The sequence below is a fragment of the Rhodococcus jostii NBRC 16295 genome (assembly GCF_001894825.1).
GTDB lineage: Bacteria > Actinomycetota > Actinomycetes > Mycobacteriales > Mycobacteriaceae > Rhodococcus_F > Rhodococcus_F jostii.
Genome location: NZ_BCWY01000060.1, coordinates 26,655 through 41,624, shown reverse-complemented (window position 1 = coordinate 41,624; position 14,970 = coordinate 26,655). Strand labels below are relative to the sequence as shown.

The window sequence follows — 14,970 nt, the reverse complement described above, 5'->3', positions numbered from 1 at the left end:
GTGCCAATGCCACATACCTATACCGCGTTCGACTTCGGTCGGTCAACGTGACCACTCCGACAAATGGAAGCAGGCTGTATCAATGATTCGCGGTAAGACCGGTCGCACTTGGCGGCGTCGAGGAGTTGCGAGCGCGGTCGCTGGTGTCGCGCTGATTTGCATGGCGACTTCGTGTTCGAGCAATACCGGCGTGAGCACGGCCGGGGCACGAACCGGTGGTGAAGTGCCCGCCGACGTTCAGGCCAATGTCGATGCCTTTATGCAGAAGCCGACGTCCATCGGGATCACCGAACCGTTGAAGTCCAAGCCGGCAGGTAAGTCCGTCGCGTGGATCGGATCCGGCACGCAGAACGACAACACTGCGTACGGTTCCTTCGCCGAGGCCGCCGCTGTGTTGAACATGAAGGCGACCAAACTCGAAGCTGGCGCTGATCCACAGAAAGCGGCCAGGGCAATCGAACAGGCACGAAGCCAGGGATTCGATGCAGTTGTCCTCAGTGGGTTGGTAACGTCGTCTGTTGGTCCGCAGCTTGCAGCGCTGCATGATTCGGGTGTGAAGGTAGTCGGATACTCGACATCGCTGGAAGGTCATACTGGGCCGAGTATCGACTTCTCCTTCTATTCCCTTCCCGAAGCGCGTAGGTTCGGCGGAATCGCAGGGGACTGGACGATTGCTGACAGCGGCGCCGCTGCCAAGGTCCTGATCGCGTATCCGCCGGATATCGCTGCGGCGGTTGCGCAGCGTGACGGTTTTGCTGACCGACTCAAGGATAAGTGCCCCTCGTGCGAGGTCAAGGACCTCGAATTCAGCTTCTCCGAACTTGGCGGCGCTCTACCGTCACGCATTGTGTCGGCTGTCCAGGCCGACCCCGATATCGATTACGTGTTTGGTACGTTCGGTGGAGTCTTCGTCGGTGTGCCGGAAGCACTCCGACAAGCCGGCCTGGCGGACCGCGTCAAAGGCGTGACCGTAGGCGGAACCCCTGCGAACATGATTCAGATTACCGATGGAAACATGCTGGCCGCTTCGCTCGACCAAGGATTGGACTACACCGGATACATGGTCGCGGATGCCGTCGCTCGTGTTTTCGCCGGTCAAGAAGTGCCGGTTGACGTCTATCGCGGGTTGGACATGCCGGTGCAGCTGCACACCGCGGACAACATCGACTTCGATCCGACCACGGACTGGAGTGGTGAACCACAGGACTTCCGCGAGCAATTCACCTACCTGTGGGACAAATAGCTGTGGCTAGCAATCACATTCGTTGACCGATCACATTCGTGTACAGGGAAACGGGTCGGGTGCCCTTCGGCGCCCGACCCGTTGCAGGGTTGACAGACGATCTCAGAGCCGAATCATGACCGACTTTAGTTCGGTGAAGTTGTCGAGCGACGCCTCGCCGAGTTCGCGGCCGATTCCGGACTGTTTGAATCCCCCAAAGGGAAACGCGGGGTCCAATTCCCCGTAGGTGTTGACCCACACCACTCCCGCGCGGAGCTTCTGCGCGATCAGGTGCGCGTTCGAGACATTACGAGTCGCAACAGCGGCGGCGAGACCGTAATCCGTGTCGTTCGCGATCCGGATCGCCTCGTCGACATCGGTGAACTCGATGATTGCAGCTACCGGACCGAAGATCTCTTCTTGCGCCAATCGGCTCGAGTTGTCGACGTCTGTGAAGATGCTCGGCTTGACGAAATAGCCAGGACCATCGAATGGTTCGCCGCCGCCAACGAGAGCACGAGCACCTTCATTGGCGCCGAGCTCAATGTAAGAATTCACACGATCACGCTGCTGCGCCGAGATGAGCGGGCCGAGGTCGGTGTCCGAAGCGAAGGGATCGCCGATCCGGTAAACGCTGACCTTCTTCGCGAGCAGCTCGCTGAACTCGTCGCGGACCGACTGGTGTACGAGAATTCGGCTGCCTGCAATGCACATCTGGCCGGTCAGCCCGCAGAATCCCTGAGCTGCGTTCGAGGCCGCAAGTTCGAGGTCGGCGTCCGCCATCACGATGTGTGGTGACTTGCCCCCGAGTTCCAGCGTCACTCGCTTGAGGTTCCCGATCGAGTCCGATAGGACGCTCTTCCCCGTCTGTGTCGATCCGGTGAAAGAGACCTTGTCGATGCCGGGATGTTGTGCGATTGCCGCTCCCGCATTGCGGCCGAGTCCCGTGACGACGTTGAGCACACCGTCTGGAAGTCCGGCTTCGATGAAAATTCGAGCGAGGAGAAGCGCCGTGAGCGACGTTTGTTCGGCGGGCTTGAGGATTATCGTGTTTCCGCAGGCCAGTGCGGGCGCGACCTTCCAAACCGCCATCGTGATCGGCCCGTTCCATGGGATGATTCCTGCGCAGACACCGACCGGTGCACGGACGGTGTAACAATGGACCAGAGGGTCGACGGGGTTGACGGTCCCTTGGAGCTTAGTCGGCCAACCGCTGTAGTACCTGAGCGCTTCACTGGAGGCAGCGACCATTCCTCGGGTGACGGACAGGGGAATTCCGCTGTCCAACGCCTCCAGCGTCGCGAGTTCCTCGGCACTGGCGTCGATTCCATCGGCCAGTCTGAGCAACATCCGGGTGCGGGCGTGGGGATTCATGTGTGCCCAGCTGTCGCGCTCGAATGCGCGCCGGGCGGCTGTCACCGCGCGATCGACGTCGGCCTTCTGTCCGGACGCGACACGGGCAAGGAGGGCGCCGGTGGCAGGGTTGAAAGTGTCGAAAGTTTCGCCCGCACTGGCCGCGGTCCATCGACCGTCGATCAGCATGTTCTGGACCTCGGTATTTTCGAGAAAGCTGGAGGTCGGCGGTTCTGCAATGTTGAGGATTTGTGGCAAGGGGAAGCCCTCTCGGAATGTTCGCACCAAACTGGGCGCAGTATGCATGTAAAGCGTGACCTGTGATTCACGACACGTCAAGACTACAGGCGAGGAATCTAGATTGACGACAGAAATGTATGCGATACTGAATTTATTGATTGCGGCAGGGTCGGTGATCCTGGCGTGTGTACGCGAGCGAGCGTGTGTCGACGAGTAGCCCAGGAGGCAACAATGCATGTGGTCGAAACCGATCTGATTCCATACGAGTTAGTGGCCAAGAAGAACCGGCCGGGGCGGGTGCACCGCAAGTTCGTACGGGAAGGCGAGGTCTCACCAGGGGTCGGCTTCACCGCCGATCTCGTGTACTACGAAGGCGGTCACGGGATCTTCAATGCTCCTCGCCATCGCCACAACTTCGATCAGATCCGCTTCATCGTCAGTGGAGATCCGGATTTCGGTCACGGTCTCGAAGCTACAGGTGGCCAGTCCGCCTTCTTCCCGGCTGGTGCCCATTACGGACCTGAAGTGATCGAGCAGGCCGAGGTGCTGCTGATCCAGTGGAGTCCCGATTGGGTCACGCGGGCGCAGCACGACGCGACCTACACCGAGATGCAGAAAGTTGGCGAGTTCAAGGACGGCTACTACGTCATGGTCGACGCCGAGGGCAACGAGCATCGCGCAGATGGCCGAAACGCCGTGTGGGAAAACTTCATGGGTCGTGAGTTGACCTATCCGACGCCGAGGTATCCGCAGCCGATCCTGATGAACCCGGAGGGGTTCGACTGGCGACCGCTCAACGAGGGCGTTGCGATCAAGTCGCTAGGCCGCTTCACGGAAGACGACGTCTACGTGTCGACCTACAGGTGGGATGCACGCAGTGTTCTGGATCTGCCCCCTGAACGTATGCAGTTCATCTGGGTGAGTGAAGGCGAGGTGTCGATCGGGTCGGATACGTACGGGCCGCGCACCGTCATCTTTTCTGACTTCGGAGAGTCCGTTCTCGTAGAGGCTTCGGAGGGCACGAAGGTGGTCAGTTTCGGAATGCCGGTGCCTACACGGGCATCGGTCCACATCTAGTTTCGCGGAAGGAAAGCGCAATGGCATTCAGTGTTGTCGTCGACCTTCAGCGCTGCGAGGGGCATGGTCAATGCCTCATCGAGGAGCCCGGAGTTTTCGGCATGGACGACGAGGGTTATGCGGAGGTGATGACCGAGTCCGTCGACGAGCTTCTCCGAACCACCGTCGAGCAGGCTGTACGCGCCTGTCCTGCCGGTGCGGTCAGTATTTCCGAGTAGTTCCCTCGCAGGCATAGCCTCGGGCGGTTCTACGTGTGACGGGTGCCAGACGACCAGGAGTAGGCCGATGACGAGCTATCGCGCAGATACCGAACCAGTGCAATTGACGATGCAGGTCGCGGCAAAGATTCGCGGCCTTATCGTCGATCAAGCACTACTGCCGGGGCGGAAGATCCATCAGGTGGATCTCTCCGAGGAACTCGGGGTGTCTCGAAGTCCGCTGCGTGAAGCGCTTCGGGTCCTCGAGGCGGAGGGGCTTGTCTCTCATCGCGCCAACCGCGGATATGTGGTTGTGCGTCTGGGCGAGGACGATCTGGCGCAGGTATATCAGATGCGCGGGCTGTTCGAGGCCGAGTTGCTACGAACGATTGTCAGGCCCGACTCACGTGTGCTGGCGATAGTCGAGCATGCCGACGCGCGGATGAACGAGGCCATAGGCCGACTCGACATCGACGACTACCTTCGCTGGAATCGTGAGTTTCATTTTGCGATCTTTGACCTCTCCACCCTTCGTCAATTCAAACTCGGAGTGCAGCGCCTGTGGCGTGTCTCGGAGGTGCACAGCTCCTCACTGCTGTCGAACCTGTCCGAGGCGAAAGAGGAGATACGCGTTGATCACCGGTCGATAATCGACGCTCTCACCGCATTCGATGTGGATCGCCTAATGGCAGTCAACGACAGTCACAGGCTGGCCGGCCTCGGGTAGGGAGTATTAGATGATTGACGGGGAGCGCTCCTCGGCCTAAGTTAATGTATACACAAATGGCGACATGGGGCATCGGGGGTGGATCGCCACATCATTAGCGCCAGCAGTTCATCACTACCACCGGGAGCCGGTAGCTCAATGAAACAAACCACCTTGTCCGAGATCGAGCCGCAGCTAGCTGACTGTCGAAGAGTTGCTCTCGGCGGCATGCTTCTCGAGAACCGTCCCAGTTCCCTCGTGCGGAGTCTGATCCGTTCCGGAGCAAAGGATCTGTTCCTCAGCTCGGCCCCGGCAGCATCTTGGGACGCTGATGTGCTCATCGGCCTCGGGAGAGTCTCGACAGTGCGCATCCCGCACATCTCTCTGGCCGGAGTGGGCCTCGCTCCCGCAGCGAAGGAGGCCTTCGCCATCGGTTCGGTGACATTCGAGGACTGCGACGAAGCGTTGTTGCTGGGTGGGTATCTCGCCGAAAATCATCAAGCACCTGTTCAGGCTCTCGACAATCTGGGAACGAATGATCTGGTGGACGACAACCCGCTGGTGGTGAAAGACGGGCGGGTGACCGGGGTTGCTCCGCTCTCTGTCGATACTGCTTTCCTTCACGCCCCGTTCGGAGACGAAACGGGCAACCTGGTCCATTTCGGTAGCCGATGGGCCGATCTGATGATCGCGCGGTCTGCCCGACGTGTTATCGCGCAGGTTGATCGAATCGTTCCGGTCAGTGAGACCGCACGGCTCGGTGTCTCCGTGCCCGGATATCTGGTGGACCAGATCGTCGAGGTCCCGTATGGCGCGCATCCGCTCGGCAGCGTAGGGAGTTACGTGGCCGACCTGGACCACCTTTCCGAATACCAGTCCCTTGTGAGAAACGCAGGGATCAAGGAGTATGCCGTCGAGTTCTGCGCTGTCCGACACGAAACATATCTCTCCAAGATCGGTTCCGCGCGTCTCGCACAGCTCGAACGAGAGGCGATCTGACATGGATCTCTCCGCACGCGAACGTATGTGCATCGCGATCTCACGCGAGCTCGCAGACGGGGAAGTTGTCCTCACCGGTGCCGCTTCTGCAATTCCACTCGCCGCAAGTCTGCTGGCGCAAGCACAACACGCACCAGGACTGACGATTCTGGGAGCCGGCGTCTACGTCAATCCACGTCGGCTTGTACCGGAGTTCACGGCTGGATGGAACTGTCATCCTGTGGCAATCGCCGACATGTCCGATGTCTTCGCGATCACCGAGTTGGGCATCGATGTGATGTTCTACGGCGGAATGCAGATCGATCAGCATGGAAGTGTCAACGTCCACTACGTCAGCACCTCCTCCGGTCGGCTGCGCGGCCCTGGGATGGCCAACACGGCGCTGGGCCACACCGCGAGAAGAACACTGCTCTTCACCGAGCGCCATGACCGCAGAACCCTGACCGATCATGTCGAGTACGCGTCGGTGATCGGTCACGGGTACCGCGGAAAAACGCGACAAGAACTCGGCCTACCCAATCAAGGACCGGCAGCGCTGTTCACACCGGAGGCCGTGCTCCGTCCGGATTCCACCGGGGTCCTACAGCCGGACACCAAGCTCGGCGAGCTCTCGTGGAGCACCGTCGCGGATTCGATTGGGTGGGAGGTGTCGCGGTCACAACCCGCCGACTTCGCCGCGACCGACGACGAAGTTGCGCTGCTGCGTACGCACGTCGATCCCAGCGGAATTCTCCGTCGATCCTCGATAATTCCACGCTTGCCCCGTCCTGCCACCGGCAACGAAAGGACCTAGCTTGTGAGTACCGTGAAAAGCCAGATCGGTTTCGCCCCGATCCAGCTGTCGGACGAGGAGCGTGAATTAGTCACAACAGTAAGGCAATTTGCTCGACGTAACGGCTTCGTTCCCTCTGGAGACAGCCCGACCCGGGGTGGATTCGACAGAGAATTCAGTGTCAAACTCGCCGATCGGGGTTGGGTCGGTATGACGATCCCCGTCGAGTACGGCGGAACGGATCGCTCGGGAGTCGAACGCTGCCTGGTTATCTCGGAACTTCTCGCGGCCGGAGCGCCATTGGGGGCGCACTGGACTGCAGATCGTCAGACCGCTCCGAGTCTGCTACTGAACGGCCCGGAATCCTTGCGCCAGGCGCTGCTCCCGGAGATTGCCGCAGGCCGTTGCCTGATGGCAGGCGGGTTCAGCGAACCCGACGCCGGGTCGGACCTTGCTTCGGTACGCACGCGGGCCCGCAAGGTGGATGGCGGGTGGCGAATCAACGGACGCAAGATCTGGACTACGGACGCCCACCGCGCCGACTACATCGAAGTGCTCTGCCGCACATCGGATTCTCCGAAGAAGCACGAAGGCCTCAGCCTCCTGGTCGTGCCGATGGACGCCGAAGGTCTCGACGTCCGGCCCATCGAAGGTATGGACGGCGAGAAGCACTTCAACGAAGTGTTCCTGGACGACGTCTTCGCGCATGACGACTGGCTGATCGGAGAGGAGGGCTCGGGCTGGAAACAACTGACGGCCGAGCTCGCACTCGAGAGATCGGGACCCGAACGCTACCTCACGACCTTCCCGCTCTTCGAAGCCTTCGTAGAATCCCGCACCCTTGCCGGCGACTCCAACACCGCTCACGAGCTCATCGGACGAATCATAGCCCAACAAATGGGGCTTCGGGAGATGTCCCTGTCGATCGCGCGCCAGGTGGAACTCGGAGGGTCGCCCGTTGCGGAAGCCGCAATGGCCAAGGATCTAGGGACCGAGCTCGAACAGTTGCTGGTCGACGAGTTGTGGGCCTTTCGCGACGAGGAATTGTCACCGGGGCCCGCTGCGGAACGCCTTCATACCTTCCTCGACATCAATCGGTTGCGTTCGGCCGTCTTCACCACCGCGGGTGGCACGAACGAGGTACTGCGACTCCTGGTGGGGCGCCAGCTCGACAAATGGGCGAAGACGAGGAGGGATTGGGTCCTGCGGTCGCCCCTGGCGGAGACGGTCTACGGCCTCGCCAAAGGGATCTTCGACGACGATCCCGAGGCACGGTCCGCGCCGCGAGGTGCGCAGGATCCGGGGTCCGCACGACTTCTCGGGATCCTGCGCGAGGGCGAATTCCTCGGAGTGTCCGTCCCCGAAGAGCTGGGCGGCGGTGGAGGTTCGTATCAGGACGCGCTCGATGTGATCGCCAGCGCCGCGTACGCCGGGGTCAGTACACCCGTCATCGAAGGTCCGGTCCTGGCAGGGTTCCTCCTTACACACGTCGCACGCCCCTTCCCCTGGGACTCCGACTTGGCAGTGCACGCGAGCGGTGACCTGGTCGCCGAGATACGTGACGGGCAGACCCTGCTTAGCGGTCGACTCGACTCCCTCCGGTGGGCCGAGTACGCAACCTCTATCGTGGTGACCGTCGAGTCGGCGGGCAGAAGCTACATCGCAACGGTGGACGTCGCTGACCTGGACATCGAGAACTCGGGCGTGGACATTGCCGGTGAACCCGCCAGCACGGCGCGTCTGTCCGACGTCGTCGCGCGCACATTCGACGACAGCGGCTTAAGCCATGCGGAGCTCACCGGCGAGCTGGGTAAGCGCGCGAGGCTCGCTCGGGCCGCAGCTCTGGCCGCCGCCTTGCAGCGCTCCGCGGAGATAACCATCGAGTACGCCGGACAACGAGAGCAGTTCGGCAAGCCGATTTCCCATTTCCAAGCGGTGCAGACACATCTGACCAGACTTGCGTCCGAGGCGCAGCGCGTGGCGGTACTCGTCGATGCCGCACGCGAGCGGGTCGAGAAGGACGGTCGATTCCCTGCCGGGATTATCGCTGCCGCGAAGGTACTGACTGGTGAAGCAGCGATCGTCGCTGCCCGTACCGCGCACCAGGTTCACGGAGCAATCGGCGTGACGATGGAGTATCCGTTGCAGAGGTACAGCAAGCGCTTGTGGTCCTGGTCCCTCGCTGACGGCACCACCGAGGAGAGCGCACGGATGCTCGGTCGAAAGGCCTGCGCGATGGACCTCGGCGCCTGGCGCCTGATCACCTCGACCGACGACGGAGACGAGAATGCCTGATCCTGATCTCCCACGCCGGTCCAATGTCGGTGCGCTGTCGGGGATTCGGGTGGTCGATCTCTCGCAGATCGCGGCCGGACCGTATGCGACGTCGATGCTCGGGGACTTCGGTGCGGATGTCGTCAAGGTCGAGCCTCCGACAGGCGACCCACTACGTCAGATCGACAATGCATTTGGCGAGGGCGAGAGCGCCTACGCATTCAGTGTCAATCGGAGTAAGCGATCGGTGCGCATCGACGTCAAGACCCCTGCGGGAAGGGAAGTGCTTGACCGCCTGCTGACCGACGCAGATGTGCTGGTCGTCTCGATGAGGCCCGCGTCGTCGCGTCGTCTGGGTTTGGACTTCCCCAGCCTGAAAGAGCGCTTCCCGCGCCTGGTCTATTGCTCCATCACCGGATACGGCGAAGACGGCCCGCTTGTGGACCGGCCGGGTATGGATCTCCTTGCTCAAGCACGTGGCGGCACGATGGGTACTACCGGAGAACCCGGGCGCACTCCGGTAAAAGTGGCGCCGGCAATCGCGGATTTCCTCGGCTCGTACATGGCCTGCAACGGAATTCTTCTGGCACTTCGCGCTCGTGACCGCGACGGTGTCGGCCAGAAGGTCGGCGTGAACTTGTTGGACGGCCAGGTCTCGCTCCTTCCGAATCTCTCTGTCGCATATCACAAGACAGGGATTCCCTTCCGGCCGCAGGGGGGTGCGCAGAGCAATATCGTTCCGTACCAGGTCTTTGCTACCTCGGATGGATGGGTAGTGGTTGCATGCCTCATTCAGAAGTTCTGGGTGACGCTTTGTGATGCGTTGGGAAGGAGGGATCTCAACGAAGATCCCCGCTTTACGACCAACACCGACAGAGTGCGAAATCGTGGCGAACTAGTACCGGCTCTCGAATCGATATTCGCGGAGCATCCGACAGACTATTGGATAGAGATACTGGAGGCCGGTGATGTTCCATGCAGTCCGGTAAACCGCTTGGAAGACGTTTTCGTCGATCCGCAGGTAGTGCACAACGGTATGTCTTTGGTATTGATGCACCCACGGCACGGTGAGGTGGTCACCGTGAACAATCCGATCCATCTCGGGTCGACGCCGGCACAGCCCTGGGGATACCCGCCTGATGCCGGAGAACACACCGATGAAGTGCTGACGGAGTTCGGCTACGACGAGCAGCAGATTGCCCGCCTCCGCGGTGGGGGAGCGGTCGTGTGACGACGCGGCCGACGCCTGAGCCGGTGCACGGGAACCGTTGATGGCGGCAAAAATGTATGCAATACTTGATTGTGCTCGATGTTCCTAGTGGACGATTTGCCCCTCTCGGCACCAACTCCCTGCCTACGGCAGGCGACATTGCAGGAGAACGCCATGACCTATGTGGTGACGCAATCGTGCGTCGATATTAAAGACCGATCGTGTGTTGCGCAGTGCCCGGTAGACTGCATCTACGAGGGTGACCGAATGATGTATATCCATCCAGACGAGTGCATCGAGTGTGGTGCGTGTGAGGCTGCATGCCCGGTCTCCGCGATCTACTACGACGCCGAACTCCCGCCGGAAAGGGAGAACTTCCTGGATCTCAATGCCGCATTCTTCACGGAAATCGGCTCACCACGAGGCGCAAAGAAGGTCGGAAAGTCCAGTAATGACCCGGCGTTCGTTTCAGCGCTACCTCCAGGTGGTGCCTAAGTGTCGGTCAACCTGAGAGTCGCGGTCGTCGGATCGGGTCCGTCCGGGATCTTCACGGCCCAGTTGCTCGGTGAATCCGATCGGGTCGACGCGCAGGTCGACGTCTTCGATCGGCTCCCCGTCCCGTACGGACTTGTCCGCTACGGCGTTGCGCCTGATCACCCCAAGATCAAGTCGATAGTCGGGGCGTTCGCGGAGGTTCTCGCTGACCCGCGGGTGCGGTTCTTCGGCAATGTGACAGTGGGAAACGATATTTCGCTTGCCGAGCTTCGAAACTACTACGATGTAGTGGTGTTCGCGTCGGGAGCCAGCCAGGATCGCCGACTGGGCATTCCTGGTGAACATCTGTCCGGAGTTTCCTCGGCCACGGAATTCGTTGCTTGGTATAGCGGTCACCCTGACGCTGGCGTGGAACGCTTTTCGATCTCTGGGCACACTGCAGTGGTAGTGGGTGGCGGAAATGTCGCGTTGGACGTTGCGCGCCTGTTGAATCGGACCCCCGACGAGCTCAGGCGTACCGACATGCCTGAGCATGTGATCGAGGCGATCGCTTCGAGTGGTATTCGGGATGTCCGGGTTCTGGCCAGGAGGGGGCCGGTCCACGCCAAGTTCACCAACAAGGAACTCATCGAGCTTGGATCACTGACGGATTGCGCGATAGTGGTGGATCCTGTCGACCTCGAACTGAATGCGGAGGACCAGGAAGGCGCGGCGAATCCACTGGTCTCCCGGCGGATGGCAATATTGAAAGAATACGCTGACAGAGGGTCGCGGGGCGGCGAGCGAACTTTGCGATTGGAATTCAACACGAGGCCTACGGAACTCCAGGGTGACAACGGACACGTGCGCTCGGTGCGACTCGCTCGCGGGCAGGGCGACGATATTTCGACGACGGACGTCGCCACACAGTTCGTGGTTCGCTCGATCGGATACCGTGGTTGCGAGCTCGTCGGATTGCCTTTCGACGAACATCGTGGCGTCATACCCCATCGTGAGGGCCGCGTAATCGTCGATGAGGAGCATTTGGCAGGTACGTACGTGACGGGTTGGATCAAACGAGGGCCGTCTGGGGTTATCGGGACCAACCGATTGGATGCCAATGAAACTGTCACCGCGATAGTCGAAGACGCATTGACGTTGCCGCATGCCAGATCCGAGAAGTCCGGAGTGGACCCGCTGGAACTCCTCCGAGCCCGCGAAGTGGCAGTCGTTGACTGGAACGGTTGGCTGTCGATAGATCAGGCAGAAGTCGAGCTCGGCCGTGATCTCGAGCGAGCACGGGTCAAGATCCACGATCGTAGTGAAATGCTCAACGCTGCGATCTCACGGTAGCAGTGGCGGCAATGCGGTTGCCGACAATGGCGGCAGTGCAATCGCACTGCCGCCACTGCTCTATCCGGCGGTCTTGGCCGTGTGGCCGGCGACCAGGTCTTTCCGCAATGCTTGGCAGCGCGCGATGCCCTGATCGAGAAATTGAACGTCTGCGCCGATGGTCACGAACACGGCTCCGCGGTCCACCCAAACGCGCGCTGCGTCTTCCCCGGCCGCAAAGATCCCGAACGGGAATACGTTTCGATCGCATGCCGCGTGGATGCTATCAATCGCGGCAACCACCTCTGGGTGACTCAGATTGTTCAGTTGGCCAATGGAGGCAGCCAGATCGGCTGGTCCGACCATGATGCCGTCAAGTCCAGGGGTGGTGAGAATCTCGTCGAGATTCCCGAGCGCATCTACGTGTTCGATCATCGCGATTACCAGAATCTGATCGTTGGCGTCCGCAAGATACCTGGGTCGTCCACCGTCCAGTCGGGCGGCGCGGCGCGGCCCGAAAGCCCGGTCACCAAGGGGTGCGTATCGGGAAGCCCTGACTGCCCGAAGGCAACTCTGCCGGTCCACGACATCAGGAACGATGACTCCCTCGGCCCCGAGGTCGAGCACCTGTTTGAGGTCGGTCGGATTATTTGCGGCGGTGCGCACGATCGTCGTGGAGTTCGACGTACGAAGCGCCATGAGTGTCGTCTGAAGCTCGGAGATGGTCAGCGGTGCATGCTCGGTGTCGATCATGACGAAGTCGAAGTTCGCATTGCCGATGACCTCTGCGACGAACGGGTCCGAGATGGTGAGTGAGATGCCCAGCGAGGGCGTACGCGTGATCAAATGTTGTTTCGTTGTGTTCGTGCGCATTTCGGCCTCAATTGTGTAGTCAAGTTGATGCCTACAATCTATCTAGTGGTTCAGTGGGTCGTCAAAGGGGTGGAGTGGTCGTTGACACGTCGAGTAGGTTAAGTTAAGCTCTGAATGTATACAAAAATGTATCAAAGTATGTGGGGTTTACGGCTAACGAAGGAGATGGAAAATGCTCGGGGAGGGGAGTGATCGAGGCCGATTCTCGGGACGTGTCGCCCTGGTAAGCGGTGGCGCCAGCGGTATCGGTTCCTCCGTGGTGACTCGACTTGTGGCCGAGGGTGCACGCGTTCTCATCGCGGACGTCGCAGACAGTGACGGAATGAATTTGGCGAGGAGCCTTGGCGGTCGGGCTCATTTCGTGCGTGTCGACGTGCGGAACCGTTCGGATTGGGAGTTCGCAGTCGAATCGTCGCAGACGGTATTCGGTTCGTCCCCAACTCTGTTGGTGCACAGTGCGGGAGTAATGACCGGAGGCAGCATCGCCGACCCCGACGAGGACGCGTTCCGCCTCGCGTACGATGTTAATGCCCTCGGACCCGTGCTCGGCACGGCAGCCTGTATCCCTGGGATGCGTGCCGCTGCAACAGGGTCCGTCGTTCTTCTCTCTTCGATTGCTTCGCTCACCGGTGCCGGGGGATTCGTTCCCTACGCCATGAGCAAGTCGGTACACACCACTTATGCCAGGTGTGCTGCCCGTGAACTCGGTCATGACGGAATTCGCGTCAACGTGGTCGTCCCAGGTGGTGTCGAGACCCCGCTCAACTCGGGTCCAGCATTTGCGGCGTTGGATCGCTCGGCATGGTTCGGGCGAATGCCGGTACCTCGTATCGGTCAACCGGACGAAATTGCCGGCTCGATCCTCTATCTGCTCTCCGACGATGCGTCATTCGTCACCGGAACGTCCTTGACAGTGGACGGCGGCCAAGTTCATGGTCCGCTTGCGTCCTGGGCGCAGGATTCCAGTCACCCATCGAACAGAACCAACACGAATGACGAGCGTGATTATGTCTGAACTTACCAGCGATGACGTTCGGATCGAAGATCCAGACTTCTACATCAACGAGCGACACGATGTGTACCCCCGCCTGCATCAAGAAGCCCCGGTATTCCGTTACGAGCCACTCGATGTCTTCGTCCTGTCCAAACTCGACGACATCAGAGAAGCGGCGCGGACGCCTGAGGTGTTTTCGTCTGCGAGCGGATTGCACCTTCACCAGCTCCGTCTCGAACCCGGCGAACAGGCCGTGTACGGGACCCTTTTCGACTCGGCGGGCGAGCAGTTCGCGTACGCCGATCCGCCGAGGCATCGGGAGTTGCGCAGCATCGCGTCGCGTAGTTTCGCGCCCCGTGCAATCGCTCATTTGGTCGAGCGGATCGAGAAGGAAGTCAAGGCGTTTCTTGAGGGCATCGAGCCGGGCAAGCCTTTCGACTTCGTGGAAGCCGTTGCGGCGCCGTTGCCGATCTACGTCATCGAGCAGTTCATCGGACTTCCGCCGGGGCACTCCGAGGAGATTCGGGGTTGGAGCGATGCCCTCGAATCGCTCAAGCTCGTGCGTGGTATCGACAAGCTGAGTGAGGCTATCTCTCAGTTCTCCACCATGAACGACTTCTTTCGGGAGCGGATCGCTTTCAAGCGCGAGAACCCGGGCGATGATCTGATCTCGGCTATGTTATCGGCAGAGCTGGACGGCGAGCCGGTCTCCGAAGCAAACCTGCTGATCTACTGCAGCACATTTCTTTCCGGTGGCAGCGACACCACGCGCTCGTTGCTCGCAGGCATGGCGCACGCGTTTGCGCAGCATTCCGAGCAGTGGGACAAGCTCCGAGCGAACGTAGGGCTCGTCGACGCAGCGGTCGAGGAATCGCTGCGGTGGACGACGCCGGCCCGTGGTTTTCTCCGGACCGTGACCAAGGACGTGGAGATCCAGGGAGTCGACATTTCTGCCGGCCAACGTGTCTACCTGCTGTTCGACGCCGGCAATCGTGACGCTGAGACCTTCGAGAACCCGTGGACGCTCGACATCGAGCGGCCGGGAGCCAACGCCCACGTCGCGTTTGGGTACGGCATCCACCAGTGCATCGCAGCGCACCTGGCGCGTCTCGAGGCTCGAATTCTCTTCCGTGCACTGTCGCAGCGTTTTTCAAGTATCGAACTGGCAGGATCACCGAATCCGATCCGTCAGGTGCTGCGCGCCGGCTGGTACGACATGCCGGTGGTCTTCCACTGACTGTCGCCCG

14 protein-coding genes are annotated in these 14,970 nt (G+C 60.6%); 12 read left to right on the top strand and 2 right to left on the bottom strand.

Going from position 1 to position 14,970, the window contains the following annotated elements; translation table 11 throughout:
- Positions 1–190 precede the first annotated feature (190 nt).
- Positions 191–1,243 carry a sugar ABC transporter substrate-binding protein gene (locus RJ1_RS30555; protein ID WP_074872651.1) on the top strand — a complete coding sequence of 351 codons (1,053 nt, stop codon included), beginning with the start codon at positions 191–193 and terminating at the stop codon, positions 1,241–1,243.
- A gap of 102 nt (positions 1,244–1,345) precedes the next feature.
- On the opposite strand, the gene RJ1_RS30550 is transcribed toward RJ1_RS30555, so the two are convergent.
- Positions 1,346–3,052 (bottom strand): aldehyde dehydrogenase family protein, encoded by a 1,707-nt coding sequence (locus tag RJ1_RS30550; protein WP_240319553.1) that lies wholly within the window; start codon positions 3,050–3,052, stop codon positions 1,346–1,348.
- Between RJ1_RS30550 and RJ1_RS30545 the strand changes: the two genes are divergently transcribed.
- From RJ1_RS30545 to RJ1_RS30505, 9 genes are all read left to right on the top strand, one after another.
- Complete coding sequence (locus RJ1_RS30545; RefSeq protein WP_073366254.1) at positions 3,047–3,892, top strand: hypothetical protein; 846 nt, start codon at positions 3,047–3,049, stop codon at positions 3,890–3,892. The genes RJ1_RS30550 and RJ1_RS30545 overlap by 6 nt on opposite strands.
- Positions 3,893–3,912: 20 nt before the next feature.
- Positions 3,913–4,110 carry a ferredoxin gene (locus RJ1_RS30540; RefSeq protein WP_073366253.1) on the top strand — a complete coding sequence of 66 codons (198 nt, stop codon included), beginning with the start codon at positions 3,913–3,915 and terminating at the stop codon, positions 4,108–4,110.
- A gap of 67 nt (positions 4,111–4,177) precedes the next feature.
- Positions 4,178–4,816: a GntR family transcriptional regulator gene (locus RJ1_RS30535; protein WP_083400253.1), complete on the top strand. Its 639-nt coding sequence runs from the start codon at positions 4,178–4,180 to the stop codon at positions 4,814–4,816.
- A gap of 138 nt (positions 4,817–4,954) precedes the next feature.
- The gene (locus tag RJ1_RS30530; RefSeq protein WP_074872654.1) at positions 4,955–5,794 is read left to right on the top strand and encodes a CoA-transferase; all 840 of its coding nucleotides are present in this window, start codon (positions 4,955–4,957) and stop codon (positions 5,792–5,794) included.
- Positions 5,703–6,587, top strand: coding sequence for a CoA-transferase (locus tag RJ1_RS48970; RefSeq protein ID WP_369691063.1), 885 nt, complete (start codon positions 5,703–5,705; stop codon positions 6,585–6,587). The genes RJ1_RS30530 and RJ1_RS48970 overlap by 92 nt, the downstream gene beginning before the upstream one ends.
- A 3-nt stretch (positions 6,588–6,590) precedes the next feature.
- The gene (locus RJ1_RS30520; protein ID WP_073366249.1) at positions 6,591–8,861 is read left to right on the top strand and encodes an acyl-CoA dehydrogenase family protein; all 2,271 of its coding nucleotides are present in this window, start codon (positions 6,591–6,593) and stop codon (positions 8,859–8,861) included.
- Positions 8,854–10,071 (top strand): CaiB/BaiF CoA transferase family protein, encoded by a 1,218-nt coding sequence (locus tag RJ1_RS30515; protein ID WP_073366248.1) that lies wholly within the window; start codon positions 8,854–8,856, stop codon positions 10,069–10,071. The genes RJ1_RS30520 and RJ1_RS30515 overlap by 8 nt, the downstream gene beginning before the upstream one ends.
- Positions 10,072–10,224: 153 nt before the next feature.
- Positions 10,225–10,545, top strand: a complete 321-nt coding sequence (fdxA, locus tag RJ1_RS30510) for a ferredoxin (protein ID WP_073366270.1) — start codon at positions 10,225–10,227, stop codon at positions 10,543–10,545.
- Positions 10,546–11,877, top strand: coding sequence for an FAD-dependent oxidoreductase (locus tag RJ1_RS30505; protein WP_218026513.1), 1,332 nt, complete (start codon positions 10,546–10,548; stop codon positions 11,875–11,877).
- 60 nt (positions 11,878–11,937) lie between these two features.
- Here the strand turns inward: RJ1_RS30505 and RJ1_RS30500 are convergent, their stop codons facing one another.
- Positions 11,938–12,729: an HpcH/HpaI aldolase family protein gene (locus RJ1_RS30500; RefSeq protein WP_073366247.1), complete on the bottom strand. Its 792-nt coding sequence runs from the start codon at positions 12,727–12,729 to the stop codon at positions 11,938–11,940.
- Between the two features lie 172 nt (positions 12,730–12,901).
- Between RJ1_RS30500 and RJ1_RS30495 the strand changes: the two genes are divergently transcribed.
- Positions 12,902–13,744 carry an SDR family NAD(P)-dependent oxidoreductase gene (locus tag RJ1_RS30495; RefSeq protein ID WP_073366246.1) on the top strand — a complete coding sequence of 281 codons (843 nt, stop codon included), beginning with the start codon at positions 12,902–12,904 and terminating at the stop codon, positions 13,742–13,744.
- A complete protein-coding gene (locus RJ1_RS30490; protein WP_162850234.1) occupies positions 13,722–14,960 on the top strand; it encodes a cytochrome P450 in 1,239 nt (412 codons plus the stop codon). Before RJ1_RS30495 ends, RJ1_RS30490 begins: the two co-directional genes overlap by 23 nt.
- The last annotated feature ends 10 nt before the right edge of the window (positions 14,961–14,970 follow it).

What these genes read in the sequence shown, in the direction of transcription:
- RJ1_RS30545 (WP_073366254.1), top strand. Translation starts at nt 3,047, where the DNA reads ATGCATGTGGTCGAAACCGATCTGATTCCATACGAGTTAGTGGCCAAG.
- RJ1_RS48970 (WP_369691063.1), top strand. Translation starts at nt 5,703, where the DNA reads ATGCCGTCGAGTTCTGCGCTGTCCGACACGAAACATATCTCTCCAAGA.
- RJ1_RS30535 (WP_083400253.1), top strand. Translation starts at nt 4,178, where the DNA reads ATGACGAGCTATCGCGCAGATACCGAACCAGTGCAATTGACGATGCAG.
- RJ1_RS30495 (WP_073366246.1), top strand. Translation starts at nt 12,902, where the DNA reads ATGCTCGGGGAGGGGAGTGATCGAGGCCGATTCTCGGGACGTGTCGCC.
- RJ1_RS30540 (WP_073366253.1), top strand. Translation starts at nt 3,913, where the DNA reads ATGGCATTCAGTGTTGTCGTCGACCTTCAGCGCTGCGAGGGGCATGGT.
- fdxA (WP_073366270.1), top strand. Translation starts at nt 10,225, where the DNA reads ATGACCTATGTGGTGACGCAATCGTGCGTCGATATTAAAGACCGATCG.
- RJ1_RS30490 (WP_162850234.1), top strand. Translation starts at nt 13,722, where the DNA reads ATGACGAGCGTGATTATGTCTGAACTTACCAGCGATGACGTTCGGATC.
- RJ1_RS30515 (WP_073366248.1), top strand. Translation starts at nt 8,854, where the DNA reads ATGCCTGATCCTGATCTCCCACGCCGGTCCAATGTCGGTGCGCTGTCG.
- RJ1_RS30530 (WP_074872654.1), top strand. Translation starts at nt 4,955, where the DNA reads ATGAAACAAACCACCTTGTCCGAGATCGAGCCGCAGCTAGCTGACTGT.
- RJ1_RS30550 (WP_240319553.1), bottom strand. Translation starts at nt 3,052, where the DNA reads ATGCATTGTTGCCTCCTGGGCTACTCGTCGACACACGCTCGCTCGCGT.
- RJ1_RS30500 (WP_073366247.1), bottom strand. Translation starts at nt 12,729, where the DNA reads ATGCGCACGAACACAACGAAACAACATTTGATCACGCGTACGCCCTCG.